This is a genomic window from Sneathiella sedimenti (assembly GCF_017313765.1).
GTDB classification, from domain to species: Bacteria; Pseudomonadota; Alphaproteobacteria; order Sneathiellales; family Sneathiellaceae; genus Sneathiella; species Sneathiella sedimenti.
Genome location: NZ_JAFLNC010000004.1, coordinates 420,390 through 441,892 on the forward strand (window position 1 = coordinate 420,390; position 21,503 = coordinate 441,892).

Annotated in this window: 24 protein-coding genes and 1 tRNA gene; 23 read left to right on the forward strand and 2 right to left on the reverse strand. The window is 49.3% G+C overall.

Features of this window, described 5'->3' with window-relative positions:
- The first annotated feature begins 146 nt into the window (after positions 1 to 146).
- The 12 genes from folK (at position 147) to J0X12_RS13905 (ending at position 9,066) form a co-directional block, all read left to right on the forward strand.
- A complete protein-coding gene (gene folK / locus J0X12_RS13850) occupies positions 147 to 665 on the forward strand; it encodes a 2-amino-4-hydroxy-6-hydroxymethyldihydropteridine diphosphokinase (RefSeq protein WP_337925157.1) in 519 nt (172 codons plus the stop codon).
- A 127-nt stretch (positions 666 to 792) separates the two neighbouring features.
- Entirely contained in the window at positions 793 to 1,197 is a 405-nt protein-coding gene (rpoZ, locus tag J0X12_RS17695; protein WP_207046792.1) for a DNA-directed RNA polymerase subunit omega, read from the forward strand.
- A gap of 150 nt (positions 1,198 to 1,347) precedes the next feature.
- The gene (locus tag J0X12_RS13860; RefSeq protein ID WP_207046794.1) at positions 1,348 to 3,501 is read left to right on the forward strand and encodes a RelA/SpoT family protein; all 2,154 of its coding nucleotides are present in this window, start codon (positions 1,348 to 1,350) and stop codon (positions 3,499 to 3,501) included.
- Positions 3,502 to 3,533: 32 nt separating this feature from the next.
- On the forward strand, positions 3,534 to 4,121 hold the full coding sequence (pyrE, locus tag J0X12_RS13865) for an orotate phosphoribosyltransferase (protein ID WP_207046796.1): 588 nt from the start codon (positions 3,534 to 3,536) through the stop codon (positions 4,119 to 4,121).
- Between the two features lie 21 nt (positions 4,122 to 4,142).
- Positions 4,143 to 4,763, forward strand: coding sequence for a DUF2062 domain-containing protein (locus J0X12_RS13870; protein ID WP_207046798.1), 621 nt, complete (start codon positions 4,143 to 4,145; stop codon positions 4,761 to 4,763).
- Positions 4,760 to 5,500, forward strand: a complete 741-nt coding sequence (locus J0X12_RS13875) for a pyridoxine 5'-phosphate synthase (RefSeq protein ID WP_207046799.1) — start codon at positions 4,760 to 4,762, stop codon at positions 5,498 to 5,500. Before J0X12_RS13870 ends, J0X12_RS13875 begins: the two co-directional genes overlap by 4 nt.
- 16 nt (positions 5,501 to 5,516) lie before the next feature.
- Entirely contained in the window at positions 5,517 to 5,927 is a 411-nt protein-coding gene (gene acpS, locus J0X12_RS13880) for a holo-ACP synthase (RefSeq protein ID WP_207046801.1), read from the forward strand.
- A 98-nt stretch (positions 5,928 to 6,025) separates the two neighbouring features.
- Entirely contained in the window at positions 6,026 to 6,775 is a 750-nt protein-coding gene (gene lepB, locus J0X12_RS13885; RefSeq protein ID WP_207046804.1) for a signal peptidase I, read from the forward strand.
- Positions 6,775 to 7,476 (forward strand): ribonuclease III, encoded by a 702-nt coding sequence (gene rnc, locus J0X12_RS13890; RefSeq protein ID WP_207046806.1) that lies wholly within the window; start codon positions 6,775 to 6,777, stop codon positions 7,474 to 7,476. Before lepB ends, rnc begins: the two co-directional genes overlap by 1 nt.
- 7 nt (positions 7,477 to 7,483) lie before the next feature.
- Positions 7,484 to 8,389 carry a GTPase Era gene (era, locus tag J0X12_RS13895; protein WP_207046890.1) on the forward strand — a complete coding sequence of 302 codons (906 nt, stop codon included), beginning with the start codon at positions 7,484 to 7,486 and terminating at the stop codon, positions 8,387 to 8,389.
- A 232-nt stretch (positions 8,390 to 8,621) separates the two neighbouring features.
- A complete protein-coding gene (locus tag J0X12_RS13900) occupies positions 8,622 to 8,891 on the forward strand; it encodes a sel1 repeat family protein (RefSeq protein ID WP_207046808.1) in 270 nt (89 codons plus the stop codon).
- An 82-nt stretch (positions 8,892 to 8,973) separates the two neighbouring features.
- A tRNA-Ser gene (locus J0X12_RS13905) sits at positions 8,974 to 9,066 on the forward strand.
- A 411-nt stretch (positions 9,067 to 9,477) separates the two neighbouring features.
- Here J0X12_RS13905 and J0X12_RS13910 read toward each other — a convergent pair.
- Positions 9,478 to 10,143: an FMN-dependent NADH-azoreductase gene (locus J0X12_RS13910; protein WP_207046810.1), complete on the reverse strand. Its 666-nt coding sequence runs from the start codon at positions 10,141 to 10,143 to the stop codon at positions 9,478 to 9,480.
- 119 nt (positions 10,144 to 10,262) lie between these two features.
- Here J0X12_RS13910 and J0X12_RS13915 point away from each other — a divergent pair, with 119 nt between their 5' ends.
- Positions 10,263 to 11,165, forward strand: coding sequence for a LysR substrate-binding domain-containing protein (locus J0X12_RS13915; RefSeq protein WP_207046812.1), 903 nt, complete (start codon positions 10,263 to 10,265; stop codon positions 11,163 to 11,165).
- Between the two features lie 121 nt (positions 11,166 to 11,286).
- Here the strand turns inward: J0X12_RS13915 and J0X12_RS13920 are convergent, their stop codons facing one another.
- Complete coding sequence (locus J0X12_RS13920; RefSeq protein WP_207046814.1) at positions 11,287 to 12,171, reverse strand: LysR substrate-binding domain-containing protein; 885 nt, start codon at positions 12,169 to 12,171, stop codon at positions 11,287 to 11,289.
- Between the two features lie 161 nt (positions 12,172 to 12,332).
- Between J0X12_RS13920 and J0X12_RS13925 the strand changes: the two genes are divergently transcribed.
- The 10 genes from J0X12_RS13925 (at position 12,333) to metC (ending at position 21,422) form a co-directional block, all read left to right on the forward strand.
- Positions 12,333 to 13,337 (forward strand): TRAP transporter substrate-binding protein, encoded by a 1,005-nt coding sequence (locus tag J0X12_RS13925; protein WP_207046816.1) that lies wholly within the window; start codon positions 12,333 to 12,335, stop codon positions 13,335 to 13,337.
- A 3-nt stretch (positions 13,338 to 13,340) separates the two neighbouring features.
- Positions 13,341 to 13,868, forward strand: coding sequence for a TRAP transporter small permease (locus tag J0X12_RS13930; protein WP_207046818.1), 528 nt, complete (start codon positions 13,341 to 13,343; stop codon positions 13,866 to 13,868).
- Position 13,869: 1 nt separating this feature from the next.
- Positions 13,870 to 15,174: a TRAP transporter large permease gene (locus tag J0X12_RS13935; RefSeq protein ID WP_207046820.1), complete on the forward strand. Its 1,305-nt coding sequence runs from the start codon at positions 13,870 to 13,872 to the stop codon at positions 15,172 to 15,174.
- A gap of 23 nt (positions 15,175 to 15,197) precedes the next feature.
- Positions 15,198 to 15,617 (forward strand): RidA family protein, encoded by a 420-nt coding sequence (locus J0X12_RS13940; RefSeq protein ID WP_207046822.1) that lies wholly within the window; start codon positions 15,198 to 15,200, stop codon positions 15,615 to 15,617.
- A 43-nt stretch (positions 15,618 to 15,660) separates the two neighbouring features.
- Positions 15,661 to 16,080: a VOC family protein gene (locus J0X12_RS13945; RefSeq protein ID WP_207046824.1), complete on the forward strand. Its 420-nt coding sequence runs from the start codon at positions 15,661 to 15,663 to the stop codon at positions 16,078 to 16,080.
- The gene (locus J0X12_RS13950; protein WP_207046826.1) at positions 16,077 to 16,976 is read left to right on the forward strand and encodes a polysaccharide deacetylase family protein; all 900 of its coding nucleotides are present in this window, start codon (positions 16,077 to 16,079) and stop codon (positions 16,974 to 16,976) included. The genes J0X12_RS13945 and J0X12_RS13950 overlap by 4 nt, the downstream gene beginning before the upstream one ends.
- Positions 16,966 to 17,892, forward strand: coding sequence for a polysaccharide deacetylase family protein (locus J0X12_RS13955; RefSeq protein ID WP_207046827.1), 927 nt, complete (start codon positions 16,966 to 16,968; stop codon positions 17,890 to 17,892). The genes J0X12_RS13950 and J0X12_RS13955 overlap by 11 nt, the downstream gene beginning before the upstream one ends.
- A 146-nt stretch (positions 17,893 to 18,038) precedes the next feature.
- Positions 18,039 to 18,644: a cysteine dioxygenase family protein gene (locus J0X12_RS13960; RefSeq protein WP_207046829.1), complete on the forward strand. Its 606-nt coding sequence runs from the start codon at positions 18,039 to 18,041 to the stop codon at positions 18,642 to 18,644.
- Positions 18,641 to 20,257 carry a rhodanese-like domain-containing protein gene (locus J0X12_RS13965; protein ID WP_207046831.1) on the forward strand — a complete coding sequence of 539 codons (1,617 nt, stop codon included), beginning with the start codon at positions 18,641 to 18,643 and terminating at the stop codon, positions 20,255 to 20,257. Before J0X12_RS13960 ends, J0X12_RS13965 begins: the two co-directional genes overlap by 4 nt.
- Complete coding sequence (gene metC, locus J0X12_RS13970) at positions 20,250 to 21,422, forward strand: cystathionine beta-lyase (protein ID WP_207046833.1); 1,173 nt, start codon at positions 20,250 to 20,252, stop codon at positions 21,420 to 21,422. Before J0X12_RS13965 ends, metC begins: the two co-directional genes overlap by 8 nt.
- Positions 21,423 to 21,503: the final 81 nt, after the last annotated feature.

A 21,503-nucleotide genomic window follows, 5' to 3' on the forward strand; every position in this document is an offset into this window, starting at 1 on the left:
TCGTGTGTTCGCTTACGCTCCCTAGTCTTTCATCAATAGCAAAATTATTTGTAATTCTCTAGATAAGAAATGCATGTCATCGTGGTGATTGTGATGAAATGATGCTGAAAACGAGGCATTTTAATGGTTTTTGAGGAAAATTTTAGGTGATATTGATCGGATTAGGGGCAAATATGCCACATCCAGACTATGGCGGTCCGCTAGATACGCTGTCGGAGGCCGTCCGTCACCTTCGCAAGTCTGTCGATGTTCTGCATCAGTCCAGCTGGTATCGGTCAGCCCCGGTGCCCGCATCAGATCAACCGTGGTTTGTAAACGCGGTGCTTGCCGTTGACACGAAAATGACTCACTTGGAGCTATTAGCTGCGTTGCACAAGACGGAGCGTCATTTCGGCCGTATTCGCCGCCAGCGGTGGGAAGCCCGCGTGCTCGATCTTGACCTGCTCGTTTACCACGACCTGGTGACGGAAAATCAGGATCAGTTGGCCGGCCCTGTCCTGCCGCACCCTCATATGCAGGAGCGGGCGTTTGTCCTCGCCCCGATCGCCGAAATAGCGCCGGAATGGCGCCATCCGGTAAGCCGTTTGCGGGCGTCGGACCTGCTTGCAATGCTGCCATCGGAGCAACCATTTGACGTTGTCGGTGTGGAGGATAACTCCCGCTGATGCGAAAAAGTGACAAAATGGCTTAAAGTCGCCATATTTCAACGGTTTTTTATGTCACTTTATCTTGCTATCCGCTGCGCAAACGCATATGTAGGAATCTAATCACAGACAATTGGAGTTACTGTAAATGGCACGCGTCACTGTTGAAGATTGCGTAGAAAGAGTTCCTAACCGTTTTGAGATCGTTCTGCTGGCTGCGCGCCGGGCGCGGGAAATCGCCGCAGGTTCGATGCTGACCGTTGATCGGGATAACGATAAAAACCCAGTCGTCTCGCTTCGTGAAATCGGCGATGGCACGATTGAGCTCGATGAACTGAAAGACAACCTTGTGCACTCGCTGCAACGCCGCGTCGAGGTGGATGAGCCTGAGGAAGACAACATGGCTGCTCTGATGAGTGCCAGCAATGAATGGGCCGGTGTTATTCAGGAAAATACCGCTGTCGAAACTTTTTCAGCCGATGAGATCGGCGCAACGGAAGCAGATACACCGGCAGCAGAAACGAATGCCGATGAACCTCTCGCTGATAGCTGATCGGAACAAAGGTAAACCCCGGCATTTACAACACGACAGTTCGATCGTAATGCCGGGTTCGGCGAGTTTGAGTTTCAGTATCTGTACCCAGTTTATTAGTTTGTGTTGTCAGCAAGGGGAGGGCGGCACTTGTCCGCCTTGTAGTTGCTGATGCTTCGTCAGGTTGAACTCGTAGATCGTGTTTTACGTTATGATCCTCAGGCCGATGAGGATCTTCTCAACCGGGCATATATTTTTACCGTTAAAGCCCATGGTAGCCAGGTGCGGGCCTCGGGCGACCCCTATTTTTCCCATCCGATCGAAGTCGCCGGTATCCTGACGGAGCTGAAGCTCGATACTGCGACGATCGTAACGGCCCTCCTGCATGACACGATTGAGGATACGGTCGCCACGAAAGAGCAGATCGAGGAAATGTTCGGAAGCGAAATTGCCGGCCTCGTCGATGGCGTTACCAAGCTCTCGCAGATCGAGCTGCAATCCGACAAGACGAAACAGGGCGAGAATTTTCGCAAGCTTCTTCTGGCGATGTCCAATGATATCCGCGTCCTGCTGGTCAAGCTGGCGGACCGGCTGCATAATATGCGGACCCTGCATTTCATCAAGAACCCCGAAAAACGCAAACGCATTGCCACCGAGACAATGGAGATCTACGCGCCACTGGCGGAGCGGATCGGCATGCAGAACTTCCGCGATGATCTGGAAGACCTTGCCTTTATTGAACTGAATAACGAGGCCCGGAACTCGATAAAGCGGCGGTTGGAATATCTGCGTGCCGAGGGCGAGGACCTGGTTGAGCGGATCGTTGAGACGCTGAAGAAGGATGTCGATGCCGCCGAGATAAAAGCCGAGATATATGGCCGGGAAAAGCGGTTCTACTCAATCTGGCGCAAGATGGAGAAAAACAATGTCTCCTTCGAGCAGCTGGCTGACATCATTGCATTCCGCATTATCGTTGATTCTGTCGAAGAGTGCTATCATGTGCTCGGCATCCTGCACGCCAAATATTCAATGGTTCCGGGTCGTTTCAAGGATTACATCTCGATCCCGAAGCGCAACAACTACCGCTCCATCCACACAACGATTATCGGACCGGAAAAACAGCGGATCGAGGTGCAGATCCGCTCCAAGGAAATGCACCAGACCAATGAATATGGTGTTGCCGCCCATTGGCAATATAAGGAAAACCTCCAGAATGTGAAGGAAGGCAAGCAGTATCGCTGGCTTCGTGAACTGCTTGAGATTCTGGAAAACACGGTCGATCCGGATGAATTCCTTGAACATACGAAACTCAGCATGTTCCAGGACCAGGTGTTCTGCTTTACACCAAAAGGGGACTTGATTTCCCTGCCACAGGGAAGCAGCCCTGTTGATTTTGCCTATGCGGTCCATACGGATGTCGGTAACACCTGCGTCGGTGCCAAGATCAACAGCCGTCAGGCTCCGCTTCGAACCCCGCTCCGCAATGGGGACCAGGTCGAGATCCTGCGCTCCAAGAACCAGACACCCTCGCCAACCTGGGAAAGCTTTGTCGTAAGCGGCAAGGCGCGCTCGGCCATTCGCCGTTTCACCCGGATGAAGCAGCGCGGTCAGTATATCGAGCTTGGCAAGGCGATCGCGGAGAAGGCGTTCCGTGTTGAGGGAAAGAAGTTTGCTGAAAAGGCATTACAGACCGCCGTTAAAGTCTGGAATCAGGAAAATATTGACGATGTCTACTCCATGCTGGGCGATGGGTCCCGCACTGGCCGACAATTGATAGAGGTCATTTTTCCTGGCGAGAGCCGCAAGCCAGAAGACGATAACGTCGTTCCGATTACCCGGAACAAATCGAAATCCGACCGCAACAAAAAGAAGCATTCCATTCCCATTAGGGGCCTGATTCCCGGTATGGCCATGCATCTTGCTGGCTGTTGTCATCCGCTGCCGGGAGATCGTATCGTAGGGATCGTCAGCACGGGGCGCGGTGTCACGATCCACACCATCGATTGTGACACCCTTGAACAATTTGCCGACGTGCCGGAACGCTGGCTTGATGTTTCCTGGGATGAAGACAGCGGGGAGGCCGGGCTTCCCGTCGGCCGGATATCTATTATTATGGCGAACGAACCGGGTGCGTTATCGGGGGTCACGTCGACGATTGCGTCTAATAATGGCAACATAAACAATTTATCAATCGTCAATCGAAGCCAGGATTTTTTCGAGATGCTGATCGATATTCAGGTCAAGGATGTCCGTCATCTGACCAATATAATTGCGGCGCTGCGGGCGGATCCTGTGATAAGTTCAGTTGAGAGATCGGCCGGTTAGCAATTCCCGGGCAAAAAAATGAAGAGGTAAGTATGAAAGAGGATGAAATCCTGTCCCATTTCCGGGAAACGAATGCCTTGCTGGAAGGGCATTTCCTGTTGAGCTCCGGGTTGCATTCCGACCGGTACCTTCAATGTGCGAAGGTGTTGATGTATCCGGACCGGGCCGCGATATTGTGTCGGGCACTGGCGGACAAGGTAGCGGAGACTCTCGGTGAGAATGCGGTCGATATCGTGGTAGCGCCGGCCATGGGCGGCATTATCGTCGGATATGAACTGGCGCGGCAACTGGCGGTTCCGGGAATTTTCACCGAGCGGGAAAATGGCGAGTTCACATTGCGCCGCGGATTTCAGCTCACACCCGGAGCCCGGGTCATAATGTCCGAAGATATTGTGACGACAGGTAAATCCAGCCGCGAATGTATCGCGGCCATTCAGGCGGCAGGTGGAGAAGTTGTCGGGGCGACCTGCCTGATTGACCGTTCAAACGGGAGCGCCGATGTTGGCGTGCCCCTGATCTCGCTGCTGCAGATGGAAGTCAAGACCTATGAGCCTGATAAGCTGCCGCCGGATCTCGCCGCGACGCCGGCTGTAAAGCCGGGCAGCCGGAACCTCAAGTAATCTATAAAGAGTGTTGCCCGAATGTTTCGCCGTCGCCAGAAAACAACAAGAATAAAGCAACTGGCTGATTTTGTCTGGCCGGCAATCGGTTTTCGGCGCTCGTCGAAATATGTCGGCTATCGGCTTGCGCGGCTGAAAGGCTCGCCTTACAGCCTTGCGGCCGGCTTCGCGTTCGGCGCGGCGATATCCTTCTCGCCATTTGTCGGCTTGCATTTTATTCTGAGCGGTCTGCTGGCATGGATCTTTCGGGCAAGCATCCTGGCGTCCGCCCTAGGTACAGCAATCGGCAACCCCTGGACCTTTCCCTTTATCTGGACAATGTTATATCAGGTCGGGCGGTGGATTTTGGGGGATGCACCCGGGAATGCAGAACTTTCAGATGCCAGCTTCAAGGCATTTTTTGACGGGATACTGGCGGGCCAATGGACCCTAGTTTCGCATATCTTTTATGAAATTATTCACCCCATGCTGGTTTCTTTCCTGCCGATCTCCATATTGGTGTGGATCATTTTTTTCTATCCCTTGCAGGCTTTGATCCGTAGATTTCAGGAGAAAAGAATACAATTGATCCTGAAAGCGCAAGCTCGGAAGGCAAATAAACAGATCGCAAGAGGCAAGAATCTGGGAGTGTCGGAGAAATGAAGTATTTAAGACTGGGCGTCAATATTGACCATGTGGCGACAATCCGCAACGCGCGTGGCGGCGTTCATCCAGACCCATTGCGCGCCGCCCGCATCGCGGAGGCCGCCGGCGCAGACGGCATTACGGCGCATTTGCGCGAGGATCGACGCCATATCAGTGATGGCGATATAACCCGACTTGCGCATGAGCTTACAATCCCGCTCAATTTCGAGATGGCGGCGACAAAAGAGATGCTGGAAATTGCGCTTAGCCATAAGCCTCACGCCAGTTGTCTGGTCCCGGAAAAGCGCGAAGAGCGGACGACCGAGGGCGGGCTTGATGTCGCGGGCGGATATAGTTCGCTTAAATATTATGTCGAGAGCCTGAAGGGAGCGGATATCCGCGTTTCTCTTTTTATCGAGGCGGATCCGAAACAGATCGAGGCAGCGAAAAAAATCGGTGCCGATATCATTGAGATTCATACCGGTGCCTATTGCGATATGGAGGATCCAGCGCAGCGGCAGGCCGAATTCGAGCGTATCCAGAAGGCAGCTGCCCTTGCGGAGGAACTGGGTCTTGAATGCCATGCAGGCCATGGTCTGACCTACGGCACCGTCAGCCCCATCGCCGCGATCCCGACGATCGTGGAGTTGAACATCGGGCATTTCCTCATCGGCGAGGCGATTTTTTCCGGGCTGGAACCGGCCATAACCAAAATGCGACACCTGATGGATGAAGCCCGTCAGGCTGTGGCCTAGGGCGGAGCAGGGAGATATGTCCCGGATAATCGGCCTTGGCAATGATATCATCGACATACGGCGAATTGAAAAAACGCTGGACCGGTTCGGTGAGCGATTTATCAGGCGCATTTATACCGAGGTGGAGATCGCTAAGTCCGAGCGACGGCTCAACAGGGTGGAATCCTACGCGAAAAGATATGCCGCGAAGGAGGCCTGTTCAAAGGCGCTTGGGACCGGGTTCCGTCGCGGTGTCTTCTGGAAGGATATGGGGGTCATCAATCTGCCATCCGGAAAGCCGACAATCGCGCTCACCGGGGGCGCGCTGGAGCAACTGATACGCATTACGCCGCCGGGCATGCGATCTGAAATTCATTTGACGATCACCGATGAACCGCCGCAAGCCCAGGCCATCGTCGTGATTACGGCGATTCCGGAAGAGGAATAGGGGCAAACACGGGAAAACCGCGGGAAATCGGTTGCCTGCGCGTCTTGATCGTGCAATTGAATGTTTTTTGTTTGTAATATTTTTTTGGAAGAGTTTTGATGAAGGAAGAAGCGGTAAAGGCCAAAGGCGGCCTCGGGGAAACTATCCGTACAATTATTTACGCGGTACTGATTGCGGTGGTGATCCGGACCTTTGCCTATGAGCCGTTCAAGATTCCTTCTGAATCGATGTTGCCCACCCTGATGATCGGTGATTACCTGTTCGTCTCCAAATATTCGTATGGCTATAGCCGACATTCCTTCCCGTTCAGCCTTGCACCGATTTCCGGCCGTATTTTTGAAGACCTGCCCGAGCGTGGCGATGTTGCGGTTTTCAAGAAGCCAATCGGGGAACAGGTTGACTATATCAAGCGGATCATGGGCCTGCCGGGAGACAAGCTGCAGATGATCAACGGCGTCCTCCATATAAACGGCACGCCGGTCAAGCGCGAACGGATTGAGGATTTTGTCGATCGGGACCGGTTCGGCAATGTCCGGCGGATCGCCCAGTATCGCGAAACACTGCCAAGCGGGCGGACTTATTTGACACTGGACGAAACCGTGCAGGGGATCATGGACAATACGGATGTCTATTTGGTTCCCGAAAATCATGTCTTCGCAATGGGCGATAACCGCGATAATTCCACTGATAGCCGGTTTTTGAGTCATGTTGGTTATGTCCCCGTAGAAAACCTGGTGGGACGGGCGGAGATCATCTTCATGTCCCTAGACGGTTCGGCCGAATGGTACGAGATATGGAAATATCCCACAGCCATTCGCTGGAACCGGATCTTTAATTCCCTGAGCTGATGTCCGGCGCTGCAAAAAATCCTGAGGAACTGGCGGTCCTGCTGGATCACGAGTTCAAGGATATCAGCCTTCTGAAGTCGGCTGTAACGCATTCTTCCCTGATCAAGGGAAAAGGAAAAAAAGCAGACGGAGAGGATTACGATCGCCTCGAATTTCTGGGGGATCGGGTTCTCGGCCTTGTCATCAGTGAAGAGCTTTTCCGCCGATTTGAAACGGCGGAGGCCGGGCAGCTTTCACGACGCTATAATGCGCAGGTTCGCCGGGAGACCCTCGCGGAGATAGCCCTGGAAATGGGTCTTCAGGACTATATCCATATGGCCGGGGATCTTGCGGCTACCGGTGGGCGTGAAAACCCGTCCATTCTGGAAGACGTGATGGAAGCGGTGATTGCCGCCCTATATCTTGATGGAGGGTTCAGGGCGGCCCGGAAGTTTATAAAATCGAAATGGTGGCCGCGGTTTGATTACAAGGATGCATCGAAAAAGGATGCGAAATCGGCACTTCAGGAATGGCTGGCCAAGACGGGAAGAGCCTTACCGTGTTATTCGGTGGTAGAGGAAACGGGTCCGGATCATGACCGACGCTTCAAGGTGATGGTGGAAGTTCCCGATTTTACGCCGGCGACCGGAACGGGATCGTCAAAACGGGTCGCAGAACAAAGGGCGGCCGCAAAAATATTAAAGGAACTTAAAGGTGAGTGATCAACAAATGGGCGAGGGATTAACGCGGTGCGGCTATGTCGCCCTTGTCGGCGCGCCGAATGCCGGCAAATCTACCCTGCTCAATCAACTGGTGGGAGCTAAAATCGCGATTGTCACGCCCAAGGTGCAGACAACACGCACCCGCGTGACCGCGATCGCGATCGAAGCGGACAGCCAGATTATCTTTGTTGATACGCCGGGCATCTTCAAGCCCTCTCGTCGCCTGGAGAAGGCGATGGTTGATGCGGCTTGGGGTGGCGCGCAGGACTCGGATCGGATCGTGCTGATCATAGATGCCGCGAAAGGCATTTCGGCTGATGTGGAACGCATCATTGCTGGACTGGAGAAGAATGGCCGGCGGGCGCATGTCATTCTCAACAAGATCGATATCCTGAAACGGGACAGCTTGCTTGCGCTTGCACAATCCCTGTCAGACCGCGGCATTTTTGATGAGATCTACATGATTTCCGCGCTGACTGGGGATGGGGTCGCGGATTTGCGGGCGGCGCTTGCGACGGAAATGCCGGAAGGGCCTTGGCTTTACCCTGAGGATCAGCTCGCCCTTGCACCGATGCGACAGCTTGCGGCGGAAGTCACCCGCGAGAAACTCTTCATGCGTCTTAATCAGGAACTTCCCTATTCCCTGACAGTGGAGACGGAAAGCTGGGAAGAGCGAAAAGACGGCTCCGTCAAGATCCAGCAGGTGGTCTATGTATCGCGCGCCAACCACAAGCCGATCATCCTCGGCAAGGGCGGGCAGGCTATCAAGAAAGTCGGTGCGCTCGCCCGCGAAGAGCTGGAAAAAATGCTGGAACGCCGCGTCCATCTGTTTCTTTTCGTCAAGGTTCGCGAGAAATGGCTCGACGATCCGGAACGCTATCGCGAGATGGGCCTGGACTTTCCTAAAGACTGACTGCGCGCACCCAACCGTAATTTATTTGGCATCGTCGCCTGCTGCCCGTTGCCTTGCCATGCGCGGTATTCAGCTTCCCTGTTTGTGAAGCTTTAACGAACATGGTTAAAAAAATAACGGGTGAAACAAAAAATTAACCTAATCCCCTCCATCATGCTTCTTGAGAAGAATCTAATTCTTCATCTGGAAGTGCTTTTTGTCTGGTTAGTCGAGAGAATATGGGGATTTGAAAATGGCTAAACGCGACGTGAACTATATAGAGAAACATCTGAAAAGTGCAGATGCGGGCATACCTGATGAACAGTTTCGCGCCGGCCTGCTTTTTTCAACCGGTGACGGAGTGCAACAGGATCTGGTGACCGCGCATAAATGGTTTAATCTGGCAGCGATGAACGGCATTGAAGAGGCGCGAGAAATCCGAGCTGAAATTTCTCTAGATATGTCGGCACAGGAAATCGCCAAGGCTCAGAGAATGGCACGTGAATGGATCATGGGCCGATAAAATTAACCCAGACAAAAAACGCAGAAAAAATTGCAACTAAACTCTTTGACACACAGCCAAAATCTGCCATATTGCCGCCTCCGGTGAGCTGGCCGAGTGGCTGAAGGCGCTCCCCTGCTAAGGGAGTATGGGGTTAATAGCTCCATCGAGGGTTCGAATCCCTCGCTCACCGCCACCCACCCCTGAAAATTTGTCTGGATGGGCTGACAGCATATCGCAGTTATAACTACTATTGCCCATGATATCTATGGCGCCTTCCTCAATCTCTGCATCTAAAGCCAGTCCAACGCTCGCATGGGCGCAATCGGAGCAATGTCAGGGAGTCTGCCTCGGGCAATTTACTGCGTATCAGCCGACGGGAGGGTTTTGCGATGCATCCCACCGTCAATCGACTGCAATGGTGGCTAAAGAGACCAAGGATGTAATCCGTCATGAAGAAGACCCCCTCAATATCCTTCTGAGCTCATAACCTGAAGGTTTTAGGTTCAAATCCTATTTTCGAAACCAGAAAATATTGAAATATCAATATCTTAAGAAAACGCCCCGAACCAAAAATTCGGGGCGTTTGCTATTCATCGATACGCTCTTAGGAGCAGGCCAGTTTTAGGGCCAGCTCTTTGGCTGAGTTGTGGGCGTTTGTCACAGAATTTATGTGCCGGTCGTCATTAAACTCTTGATACTCCGCGTTGATCTCGTGGAATTTTTCAACACCCAGATAATGGCTCAATGTCTGCACATGAGGGCCCAAGTGGTTCATTTTTTCTCGGATACCACCAATTTCGAAACCAAACTCACCGCTTGAAGTTATCAAAACCAATATTTTGCCAGACATAATAGGTTCCAATGGAAAGTCTCCACGAGCTAAATCAAAGGTGAATGTCTTGTGGATGCGGATAACTTGATCAAACCAGGCCTTCAAGGTGGCAGGCATACCGTAATTGTACATGGATGAGGACATGACGATGACGTCAGCCTGCTCCACCTCACTGATCAATGTATCTGACAAGGAAAGCAACGCCTTTTGATTGTCAGTTTTGGCGCTATCCGGCGTAAAAACTGCGGCAATCCAGTCTTGACTGATAAAATCAGGTGGGTTGGCCCCTACATCTCTATGGATGATTTTACCTTCATTATTTAATATACGCCATTTTTGTATAAATGTTGCGGCGATTGATTTTGATATGGAGTTGTATGCTGCCACTGAATTGTTTGTTTTTCTCGCACTAGCGTCGATATGAAGCAACGTTTTCATATGATATCCTTTCATGAACCGATTGATCGTTGAAACAAATATGGAAATTGAAAGGGGGTTTGACGAATGGCGATTTCTCAATTATAGATGAAATAATATCATCTATATAGAGGTGTTCAATGGACGCGAGGCTACCATCCCTTAATGTTCTTAGAACGTTTGATGCAGCGGCAAGACTGAAAAGCTTCAAAAAGGCAGCCGAGACGTTACATGTGACGCCAACGGCAGTCTCTCACCAAATCAAGGCATTGGAGGAGGGGCTTGGGACCCGTCTGTTTGAGCGCCAGACCCGTGCAGTTAAGCTAACCAGAGAAGGGGAGTTACTTTCTGATACCACTTTCAACATCTTTCGCCAGCTTAACCACACCGTCAACGAAATTGTCGGCTCAAAAGAGACGCTGACGATTAGTACAACATCTTCTTTTGCCTCAATGTGGCTGGTGCCAAACCTGGAAAAGTTTTACAGGGCACATCCGGGTATTGATGTTTCCCTTCAAACCGGAGAGCAGAAAATTGATGTCCTGCGCGATCGTCGCATTGATCTTGCGATCAGCTATGGGCAGTACGATCCCGCGCAACTTCACACAACAAAACTCGTCACTGAAAAATTTGGCCTATACGCGACGCCGACATATCTTGAAAAATTCACTGAGCTGAAGGACGCGCAGCTTCTGGAGACGGCGTGGGTGAACAAATCTTTGCCATCAATTACCTGGGAGGCGCTTATCAATCAACAGGGGCGCGAGGAAGGTCACCCGACCTACATAATACGGCGGTTTGATCAGGAACATCACGTCATACAAGCCGCCCTGGCGGGTCAGGGAATTGCGCTTGTAAGCTCTATTCTGGTTAGAAATGCTTTGAAAGAACAATGGCTTGTTCCTTTTTCTGACAATACCTTGCCGGGTGAAATTGCCGGTTTGACATATTATCTTGTCGTGCCCCCCCATAATCAGCGCAACAAAAGCGTCGGGGCCTTTACTGAATGGTTGTTGACAGAATTCCGGAAGAGCCTCTCCTAATCAATACTTGCGGTCTCTTTATCTGATTGCCGGGTGTTGTTTCACCTAAAGCACGATAAATTGCATCATGATAAGACCTGCTTGCATTTGCGTAGATTATACCTTTTCGAAAAGACGCAGATTAAAAGAATCGAGAATCTAACAGCTTATTTATCATCGCTTTCACTTCCATAGATTTTTGCTTGTCGCTTCTCAATAGCAAGAAAGACTTGAAGTAAATTGGGGGATCAAATGGAATAAGCGACAATCCGCTTCGGTCAAAGGAGCTTTCAATCGCGAGGGGGTTTGTGAGGCCTATGCCGATCCCAAGCTTGACCAACTCCGCCACGGTAATGGCATAGGGTGTCTCGATGACAATATTTGGGTTGATCCCATTCTCATTGAGAACAGTATCTATTTGTTGGCGCGCGCTATCCTCAGACATGAACGCGATAAAGTCCTCACCATCGAGATCTTGTGGTCTTATAACTTCTTTAGTTGATAAGGGATGTTTATTTGGTACGGCGCAAATTGCCCTGACACTTGTGAAAACTTCAAAATGCATTCCCTCTGTATCGATCTCTTCTGCAGCCAGTCCGATGTCAAAATGTCCGTTGTAAACCAGGTTGCGAACTCGAGCAGATGAGGCAATCTGCAAGGTAATCGCGGTACTCGGATATTCCTCTCGAAACTTGGCGATAGCCCTGGGTACCAGGGAAGAACCTTGTGAGGGAATGCTGGCAATTCGGATCTGCCCTGAACCGAGATCCCGAATTCTAGCTGCTGACGTCCGCAATGAATCAAGACCGCGAAAAGAAGTTTTTACGTCACGAAAGAACATTTCACCTTCCGGTGTTGGCACTAATCGTCCGCGAATACGATTGAATAGTGGAAATCCAAGTGACCTCTCCAGTTCTGCGATTGCCCGACTGATTGCTGGTTGAGTTATTTGAAGAAGATCTGCTGCGCGGGAGGCCGAGCCAGCCATCATAACTGCCCGAAAGGTTTCTATCTGCCGAAAGTTCATGCGAATTTAATAGTCCAATAATTTAACCTATAAGTTTTTAGCATAGACTTGTTTCTTTTCGTCAATTGTTTTTGATCATTTCCAGAGCTAACTTGATTTCACTTTCCCGTTTGGGGGCTTTCAAAGAATACAATTGAATATAGGCAGGTAAGGAATTGAATATGTCATTGTTGAAATCAACATTTACGAAAGTATTGACGTCCTGTGTTGTGGCCGGGATGTATATTTCTTCAGGCTATGCGGCAGAAGTTAATTGGGATTTCCCGATTTCTTGGCCGGAAAATAATTTTCATACTGTAAATGCAACAAAATTTGCGTCAGAAGTTGAAAAATCTACAAATGGCGAAGTAATAATTACGATTCACCCAAACGGATCGTTGGGCTTTAAAGGGCCAGAGATGCTCACGAGTGTAGAACAGGGGTTGGTGCCAATTGCCGACATTGTCATGAGTGCTCAATCTGGTATCGCGCCAATTCTGGCGCTTGATACGCTGCCTTACCTGGTTAATGACATCGATCAATTGCAGATTCTGTATAAACACTGGCGGCCTGCAGTAGAAAAGGCGGCGGCGAAGCATAATCAGAAAGTGCTTTATATGGTGCCCTGGCCCCCGGCAATGATCTACACGAAATCGCAAGTAAACAGCATAGACGACCTGAAAGGCGTGAAGGTTCGTACATATAGCAAAAGTTCCAGTGAAATGATGAATAGTCTCGGGATGACTGCGATACAGATGCCTTGGGGAGAGCTAATTCCAGCGTTAGCCTCTGGGGCCGTTGAGTCTGTGACTACTTCGGCAGCTTCCGGCGTCGATGGCAAGCTTTGGGAGTATCTCGACTACATGTATGTGACGTCCCACACATGGTCCACGAACATGGTGACAGTCAATCTGGATGCTTGGAATGCTTTATCCGACGCGCAACGTTCTACTATTGATGAACTAGCTCAGAAGCTAGAGCCGGTGTTTATTGAGAATGCTCTTTCAGATCACATCGCAAAACTGAATACGCTGCAGAGCAATGGCATTGAACTCGGGACAATTTCACCAGACACGCTAGAAAACATGAAGACGCTTACGGCGCCCTTGGTCGAGAAGTATGTCAACGAGGTGGGTGCACCCGCGTCCGATGTTCTCAAAAAATATCGTACAGAAGTAAACGGCTAAGTGATGAACGTGAGAAAAGTGATAGGGCGTGCAATTCGCTTTGCTGATTGCCTGACTTTGGCAATGGCGTGGATCGCCGGCGGGCTTGTCATGCTTGTTACGATACTAATCCTGATCGAGGTGGTGTCCCGTTCTCTATTGAACATTAGCATGGCATTCGCTTGGGAGTTTTCCAGTATTGGTGCCGGATTGGCTATGTTGTTGGGGACCCCCTACGCTTTTCTCACCTATGGGCATATTCGTTTAACATTGCTTGATGAAATGCTTGGACAACCATGGGCATCCAGGTTGGCGATATTAACAACGGTGTTTGGGTTGATTGTTTTGGTTGGAATAACAGTCGCGACTGGGCAGCTTGCATATTACTCGTTCAGTCGAGGGGTAACATCTTTTGCAACGGATCTGCCCTTAGCTTTACCACAGGCTGTCATTTGTTTTGGATTCCTTGCCGCTTCCATACAACTTGCGGCGGCTCTTGCGCGCCTCACCATGGATTTCGACAACTTAAATGTGAAGGGCGTGGATGGGTAGCATGGCAATTGTAGCAATTTGTACGGTAGTACTTCTTTTTCTGACTTTGGGAACGGGCCTGTGGATTGGTCTGTCACTAGTGACAACCGGCGCGGTTCTCATGGAAGTTTTTCGGAGCATTCCGACCGCAAAATTATTGTCTCAGCAGATCTTCAATGTTGTGTCGACGCCGGAATTAGTCGCCCTTCCACTCTTCATTCTGATGGGCGAGATACTTTTTCATACACGCCTGGCGGAAAATTTGTTCTCTGGATTGCGTGTTTGGATTAACCGACTTCCTGGTCAATTGCTCCATGTAAATGTTTTGGCATGTACGGTTTTCGCCGCTGTTTCGGGTTCATCTGCGGCGACCACGGCGACTGTTGGTCGCATTACATTGGATGAATTGGACAAGCGTGGTTATGACGGAAATGTATCCGTTGGATCGCTTGCAGGCGCAGGAACATTAGGTTTCCTGATCCCTCCTAGTCTTATCATGATTGTATATGGTGTTATCGCGGAAGAGTCTGTTCTGAAGCTCTTTGCTGCAGGGATTCTACCCGGATTGATGATTGCCGGACTATTCATGCTCTATATTGCCGGAGTGTCACTGGTTCGGCCGAAAGTAACGCCTAAGTCGGACGAAAAGTTTACGTTTTCGCAAAAGCTTAGAGGTGTTCGGGAGTTTGGGCCGGTGACTTCACTCATCGTATTCGTACTTGGTTCAATGTACGGTGGGTTTGCAACACCAACAGAAGGGGCTGCATTTGGTGTTCTTGGGGCGGTCATAATCGGAGTCTGTCAGCGAACACTGACAATATCAAACTTCGGAAAAGCCATTTTGTCTGCGACCAGAACCTCCAGTATGGTTTTTCTTATACTTGTTGGCGCAGTTTTCTTTTCTGTAAGTCTTGGATTTCTTGGATTACCCAAGTTTATCGCAGTGCAAATTGCCGGCCTGGAATTGTCGGCATTTCAGTTAATTGTTGCATTGGTCTTGTTCTACGCATTGCTGGGTACTTTTCTGGATGGCATTTCAAGTCTTTTGATGACCTTGCCCATTACACTGCCGCTTGTTCTACAGGCTGGGTATGACAAAATCTGGTTTGGTGTCTTCATAATCGTAACAATTGAGATGGCTCAAATTACACCGCCACTGGGTTTCAATCTCTTTATTCTGAAAGATATGACAAAGCGGACGATTGGGCAGATCGCCATGTCAGCCTTGCCATTTTTCTTGATACTTTGTTTGGCCTGCTTGCTGTTAGCGGCATTTCCAAGTATCGCGACCTTTTTGCCGTCGATAATCACAACAGATGTCAAATAAAGAAAACTACTAAGGAAAAGACTATGAGCTATTCATCTAAAAAGAGCCCGAATTCAGAGAAAATCCTGATTTCTTCAGGGTCTCCGTTTGAGGAAATGACAGGATACTCGCGTGCTGTTGCGTTTGGTGAAGAAATCCATGTTTCGGGCACAACTGGATATGATTACTCAAATATGACCATATCTGAAGACACCGGAGAACAAGCGGACCAATGCTTCAAAAACATCAAGAAAGCTTTGGAAATGGCAGATTTTGAGATTGAGGATATTGTTTGCCTGCGCACTTACTTTCCTAATCGTTCAGATTGGGCGGCCATCGCAGAGGTGATCTCAAAATGGTGCAACTCTGCCCGCCCGACCAGCACAGCTGTTGTCTGCGGCCTGGTGGATGAAGAAATGAAAGTTGAGATTGAGGCTTACGCTCGGCGGACTTCCGCAAGGTAAATCAGTTTTTCTCTGACGAAAAATCAAAAAATTGGCGAGTGAAATGATTTCAAAAAATAGACCGATAGCGGACTGTACAATCAATTGGGTTTACACCGATGATCTTGATGGCACCAAGGCGTTCTATACCGAAAAAATTGGTTTGAAGGTCGCGTATCAGCAGGAAGGTACGTTCATTTTTCATCTTGGCAGAGATTGTCTTCTTGGGATCTGTAAAGTTCGGCCGGGAAGGTATGTCGAGCCTCGCGGAACGATGAATACCATTGTGACGAATGAAGTTGATGATTGGTATGAAAAGCTGATTGACGCGGGCGTAGAGATTGAATGTCCTCCGCAACATAACGAAACTTTTGGAATCTATCATTTTTTTGCAAAAGATCCGAATGGCTATGTCATTGAATTTCAACGATTTACAGATCCTCGTTGGGCCGAAATGCGAAAGCAGATGAGTAACGAAGAATGACAGATAATTTCACACTTTTTAATTACAGCCCCTACAACCGGCGGCCGCAAATCCGTTGGCCGGATGACGCTCGCATCGCACTCGTTGTGGTGCCCAATATTGAGTACTATGAATACAATCCGCCAGGTAATTCCCGCTATCAAGGATGGGAACGTCCTGCCCCGGACATCCTGTACCTATCTCATCGGGACTATGGAAACAGGGTCGGGTTGCATCGCATGATGTCTGTGATGGAGCGATATGACGTTCGGGGCACGGTCTCGCTAAACGTGGCCTTATGTGATCACATTCCTGAAATTATCGAGGATTGTTGCAACCAGGGATGGGAGCTTTTTTCGCATGGAATATACAACACAAGATATATGTATGGCCTGACCGAAGATCAGGAAAGAGAAGTAATTCGCGACTCGATCGCTTCTATCAAGAAACATAGTGGGCAGGGTATGGCAGGATGGTTATCTCCATCCATCACACCGACAATTCATACAACTAGATATTTAGCAGAAGCCGGCGTGAAATATACATGTGATTTCTCCCATGATGATCGACCAATTGGAATTGAGTTTTCAGGTAGTCGGATTATTAGCATGCCGTATTCATATGAGATCAACGACTATTTTGCATTGAACTCATATCATTACACTCCTGAAGAATATCTGGATGTAATCAAGCGGCAGTTTGATCAATTATACGAAGAAGGTGAAGAATCCGGAACAGTTCTCTCGCTGCCCCTACATCCTTACATCATCGGACAACCTCATCGGATTGATATTCTCGATCAGGCGCTTGACTACATTACCGGGCATTCAGCTGTTTGGCGTGCAACAGGAAGAGAAGTCGCCGATCACTGCCTTGCGCATTTTGATGAATATTATGGAGGCAATAATGGACGCTGACTATCTCCAATATGAATATCGCAGAAAAGGCTATGATCATGGTCTCTTTAGTTTTTCCGATAGCTTCTCTCGCCCGCCTCTGTTGCTACCCGATGGGGCTAAAGTTGCGGTTGTGATACTGCCGGTTTTGCAACATTTTCCGGTTTCCGGGCAGGCCGGAGAGTATCCCAATTTATGGGATATAAGCCGGTATGATTACGGAGTGCGGGTAGGTATTTTCCGCATCCTTGAAACGCTGGGTAAGTTTGATTTTCCAGCTACCGTCGCATTCAATGCCTCTCTAGCAAAGCTCGAGCCCCTCGTTAATCAAATGCGCGATGCCGCCTGTGAGATCATTGGGCATGGAAGTAACATGAATGTCCTTTTCACAAACGACCTTGGGTATGAAGAAGAGAGCCGGGTCGTTGGTGAAAGCCTGCAAATTCTGGAGAGTACATTTGGAAGTAAAGTTACGGGCTGGCTATCTCCTCAATCGTCAGAATCAAATCATACTCCCCGCATACTTGCCTCACATGGGATCAAGTATCAATTTGATTGGTCGAATGATGACAGGCCCTATTGCTTTGATCTGGCAGATGAGAACCTGATCGCGATGCCCGGCAGTTACGAACTAAGCGACAAATGGGCGATGGAGCAGTTGAACTACACCTCTCCTCGTTGGGCGGATCAAGTGCTTCAATATGTGAATGTTCTCTGCACAGAGGCCAGCGAACATGGCGCACGTGTCATGACATTACAGCTTCATCCATGGATAGCGGGGCAACCGCATCGAATTAGGTCTCTTGAGAAAATTTTTGAGCACCTTCAGGCGCGGGAGGATGTTTTGGTAGCAAAAGCAGAAACGATCATTGAGAGCCTTGAACCACAACTTAGGAAAGATGGTTCTGGCGGGAATTCGGATGTAACGCCTCCATAGACGGGCTCAGGTTCAGAATTTCTCTGAGTTTATTCAATTGTCCACCGCGACATCGCCATAGTTGCAGCCAGTGGCCACAGAATTGCTTTGCCTAAAAGCCTTAAACGGGACGCAAACTTAAATCGCTGAAATGGAAGAAAATCAAAATGACGGGAATTAAGCGTGAAACAGAAGTGGCGAGCCTAATATCGTTCGCGCACAGAATATTTGATGAAAAGGGTCTTAGCCGTGAGACTTTGAGTGAAATATTGGACAGATTAACGGATCTGGCCGCACAAACAGACTTATGGAATTCGGAAGCCTATCCGCCGCCGAAGGAAGGCGAATTGCAGGTCCGATATCTGATTAGCCAAGATGAAGATGCAACCTACGCCCTCTATCTTAACACGATGCGTCCTGGGAAGAAAATTCCACCACATGATCATACTACATGGGCATGCATAGCGGCAGTAGAAGGTGTTGAGACAAACACAATTTATACCCGTCTGGATGATGGCGAGGAACCGGGAAAAGCAACCATCGAAAGCATCGATGAAATAGAAGTCGGTCCTGGACAGGGAGTAGCACTTCTTCCGAACGACATCCATTCAGTAACCATCATGGGGAGCGAGCCCATTCGCCATTTGCATCTATATGGCAGGGCGTTGGAAACACTGACTGAGCGCACGGTTTTCGATATTGAAGCCGGAACCTGTCGGATAATGGATGTCGGCGTTAAAACACGTTCCGCGAATGCAAAGGACAAGTTATGAGTACCTGTGTCACCACCAAATTAATTACTGCGGACGAACTTAAAGTACGCTTGACGGCCCGCGAAGAAATCGCCTTGCTGGATGTCCGAGAAGCCGGAGAATTCGGCGAAGGACATATGTTGTTTGCCTCCAATTGTCCTTATAGCAGGCTTGAACTTGATATCACGAAACTGGTCCCGAACCGGCATGCTTTTTGTGTGTTATGTGATGGAAATGACGGTGTGGCTGATCGGGCTGCCGTTCGACTGAATGCAATCGGATATGAGAATATAAATATTCTCGACCAAGGTATGACTGGATGGAAAGAAGCAGGCTTTAGTGTCTTTAAAGGAATTAATGTTCCAAGCAAAATACTTGGTGAACTGATCGAAAAAGCTGAGAGAACTCCTAGAATTACTCCCGATACATTGTCCAGCTGGCAGGAAGAAGGCAGGTCTGTGATGGTCATTGACGGCAGGCCTTTCTCAGAACATGCTAAATTTACATTGCCAGGATCCAGATGTATTCCAAACGGCGAGTTTTTATACCGCAAGGATAGCCTCTTGAATGATCCCGAATTGACCATTGTCATTCACTGCGCAGGGCGGACACGCGGGCTGGTTGGGGTTCAAAGCCTGATAGATGCATCGATTGATAATCCGGTTTTTGCACTGGAGAATGGAACCCAGGGTTGGGCATTATCCGGGCGAGAACTGGCGCGAGGACAGGTCAGCGAACCCTTGCCGGAAGTTAATGCCGACATCATAAAACAAGGTGCAAGGACCGCAGAAAGATTGGCGGCTTCGCATGATATTCCCTTCATCGGAGCAGATACAGCCAGGCAGTGGTTTCACGACAAGTCGAAAACAACATATTTGCTTGATGTACGAACAAGTGAAGAATTTGAAGCAAGGCATTTTCCCGGGTCAGTGCATGCCCCCGCAGTGCAAATTGTTCAAGCGACTGATGAATGGATTGGTGTTCGCAACAGTAGAGTTGTTCTGATTGATGATAATGGCCTTCGCGCAACTTCGGCAGCCTCACGGTTAAAAAGACTAGGTTATTCCGTTGCTGTGATGCGCACTGAATTTGAAGCATTGGGAGCATGGGACACTCCGGAAAAGTCTTTGCCTGAATTCTGCGAATTCCCCAACATGAAGGAAATTTCAGCAGCGCAACTAAAAGCGAATAAGGATCAATTCAGTATAATTGATGTGCGCCCCAGTTCTCAATATCGGGAAAAGTGTATTCCGGGGTCGTCCTGGTCCATACGCCCGAAGTTAGATCAGTTGGACTTTGAGCGTGGAACAAATATTGTGTTGATCTCTGACAATCCGTCAATTGCGAATTTGGCAGTTCTTGACCTACAGGAAGCGACTTCCGCCGATATGTATTTTCTGGCTGGAGGTATAGAGAGCTGGGAGGAGATAGGCGGTGAGCTTGAACTGGATTCCAATCGGCCATCAGTCGTAGAATCTATAGACTATTTGTATTTTGTTCATGATCGACATTACGGCAACATGGAGTCCGCCCGGCAATATATTGCCTGGGAGATCGGACTGATAGACCAACTTGATAATGATGAGAGGCAGCTCTTCCAAATATCTTTAGAAGAGGAAGTCACTCATGGATAGAATGACTCAACTGGTAAGGTCCGGGCGGGATTTGCCCACGGATAATCGGCCTGCAGCGATCAATCCGCCGGTTATCAAGGCATCGACAGTTCTCTACTCCGACTTGGAGATGATGCAGCTAGTTCGTTCCCGCCGGGATAAAGGAGAGAGAATATTTTCATATGGCGCGCATGGCACCCCGACCACGCATTTTCTGGAGGACAGTCTCTGTGCCCTTGAAGCTGGTGATCGTGCGTTTGTTTTTCCAACCGGGCTCAGCGCCCTAGCGGCGGTCTTCTTGACTTACACCAAGCCGGGAGATCATGTTGCGGTGATTGACAATGCATATCCACCGGTTCGCAGATTATGCGATGAGTATTTTGCAAACCGGGGGGTGAAGGTGTCATACTTTGCGCCTAACCCAGAAAGTCTCTCCGAGGTTATTCGATCTGAGACTAGCCTTGTATTGGCAGAATCACCCGGATCAGGGACCTTTGAAATTGTGGACCTTCCAGCTTTGGCAAAGATAGCCCACGAACATGAGGCGATACTTGCAGTTGATAATACATGGTCAGCGGGAGTGTTCCTTCAGCCGTTGAAGCTTGGGGCTGATATTTCGGTGCAGGCCGCGACAAAGTATTTATGCGGAGCATCGGACATTATGATGGGAACCATAGTGTGCAAGGAAGCATGCGCAAAGCATTTATATGATGTAGTGACATTACTGGGTATTATAACAAGCCCGGAAGATTGTTACGATACCTTGCGGGGGATGCGCAGCCTATACCCACGACTTAAACAGCATGAACAAACCGCGATTGAGCTGGCGAAATGGCTAAATTGTCAGGATGCAGTAGCAATGGTTTTGCATCCGTCCTTGCCGGATCATCCTGGGCATGAAATTTGGAAACGTGATTTTTCGGGATCAAGCGGTTTATTCGCATTTGGTTTTTCTGATGAATATGTCGCGAAAACACCGGATTTTATTAATGAACTTAGGTTGTTCGGTATAGGATCATCTTGGGGTGGTTTTGAAAGTCTTGCGTTGCCAGTATCGCCTGAATCAATACGAAGCTGCGGCTCCTGGGATGGTCCAAACACTTTGGTTAGAATACATGCGGGTCTTGAATCTCCCGGCGATTTGATTGCTGACCTTCAGCAAGCATTGGCCAAAATATCGCAATAAGAATGATTGGATAGATTGCATAGATGTATTGCGACCGCCAATTCAAGTTGGCTATTCGCTGATCACCAATAAGCGAAATCC

Bases quoted from the DNA above. Each gene is read 5' to 3' on its own strand.
- rpoZ (WP_207046792.1), top strand. From the start codon at position 793: ATGGCACGCGTCACTGTTGAAGATTGCGTAGAAAGAGTTCCTAACCGT.
- J0X12_RS13860 (WP_207046794.1), top strand. From the start codon at position 1,348: ATGCTTCGTCAGGTTGAACTCGTAGATCGTGTTTTACGTTATGATCCT.
- pyrE (WP_207046796.1), top strand. From the start codon at position 3,534: ATGAAAGAGGATGAAATCCTGTCCCATTTCCGGGAAACGAATGCCTTG.
- J0X12_RS13870 (WP_207046798.1), top strand. From the start codon at position 4,143: ATGTTTCGCCGTCGCCAGAAAACAACAAGAATAAAGCAACTGGCTGAT.
- J0X12_RS13875 (WP_207046799.1), top strand. From the start codon at position 4,760: ATGAAGTATTTAAGACTGGGCGTCAATATTGACCATGTGGCGACAATC.
- acpS (WP_207046801.1), top strand. From the start codon at position 5,517: ATGTCCCGGATAATCGGCCTTGGCAATGATATCATCGACATACGGCGA.
- lepB (WP_207046804.1), top strand. From the start codon at position 6,026: ATGAAGGAAGAAGCGGTAAAGGCCAAAGGCGGCCTCGGGGAAACTATC.
- rnc (WP_207046806.1), top strand. From the start codon at position 6,775: ATGTCCGGCGCTGCAAAAAATCCTGAGGAACTGGCGGTCCTGCTGGAT.
- era (WP_207046890.1), top strand. From the start codon at position 7,484: ATGGGCGAGGGATTAACGCGGTGCGGCTATGTCGCCCTTGTCGGCGCG.
- J0X12_RS13900 (WP_207046808.1), top strand. From the start codon at position 8,622: ATGGCTAAACGCGACGTGAACTATATAGAGAAACATCTGAAAAGTGCA.
- J0X12_RS13910 (WP_207046810.1), bottom strand. From the start codon at position 10,143: ATGAAAACGTTGCTTCATATCGACGCTAGTGCGAGAAAAACAAACAAT.
- J0X12_RS13915 (WP_207046812.1), top strand. From the start codon at position 10,263: ATGGACGCGAGGCTACCATCCCTTAATGTTCTTAGAACGTTTGATGCA.
- J0X12_RS13920 (WP_207046814.1), bottom strand. From the start codon at position 12,171: ATGAACTTTCGGCAGATAGAAACCTTTCGGGCAGTTATGATGGCTGGC.
- J0X12_RS13925 (WP_207046816.1), top strand. From the start codon at position 12,333: ATGTCATTGTTGAAATCAACATTTACGAAAGTATTGACGTCCTGTGTT.
- J0X12_RS13930 (WP_207046818.1), top strand. From the start codon at position 13,341: ATGAACGTGAGAAAAGTGATAGGGCGTGCAATTCGCTTTGCTGATTGC.
- J0X12_RS13935 (WP_207046820.1), top strand. From the start codon at position 13,870: ATGGCAATTGTAGCAATTTGTACGGTAGTACTTCTTTTTCTGACTTTG.
- J0X12_RS13940 (WP_207046822.1), top strand. From the start codon at position 15,198: ATGAGCTATTCATCTAAAAAGAGCCCGAATTCAGAGAAAATCCTGATT.
- J0X12_RS13945 (WP_207046824.1), top strand. From the start codon at position 15,661: ATGATTTCAAAAAATAGACCGATAGCGGACTGTACAATCAATTGGGTT.
- J0X12_RS13950 (WP_207046826.1), top strand. From the start codon at position 16,077: ATGACAGATAATTTCACACTTTTTAATTACAGCCCCTACAACCGGCGG.
- J0X12_RS13955 (WP_207046827.1), top strand. From the start codon at position 16,966: ATGGACGCTGACTATCTCCAATATGAATATCGCAGAAAAGGCTATGAT.
- J0X12_RS13960 (WP_207046829.1), top strand. From the start codon at position 18,039: ATGACGGGAATTAAGCGTGAAACAGAAGTGGCGAGCCTAATATCGTTC.
- J0X12_RS13965 (WP_207046831.1), top strand. From the start codon at position 18,641: ATGAGTACCTGTGTCACCACCAAATTAATTACTGCGGACGAACTTAAA.
- metC (WP_207046833.1), top strand. From the start codon at position 20,250: ATGGATAGAATGACTCAACTGGTAAGGTCCGGGCGGGATTTGCCCACG.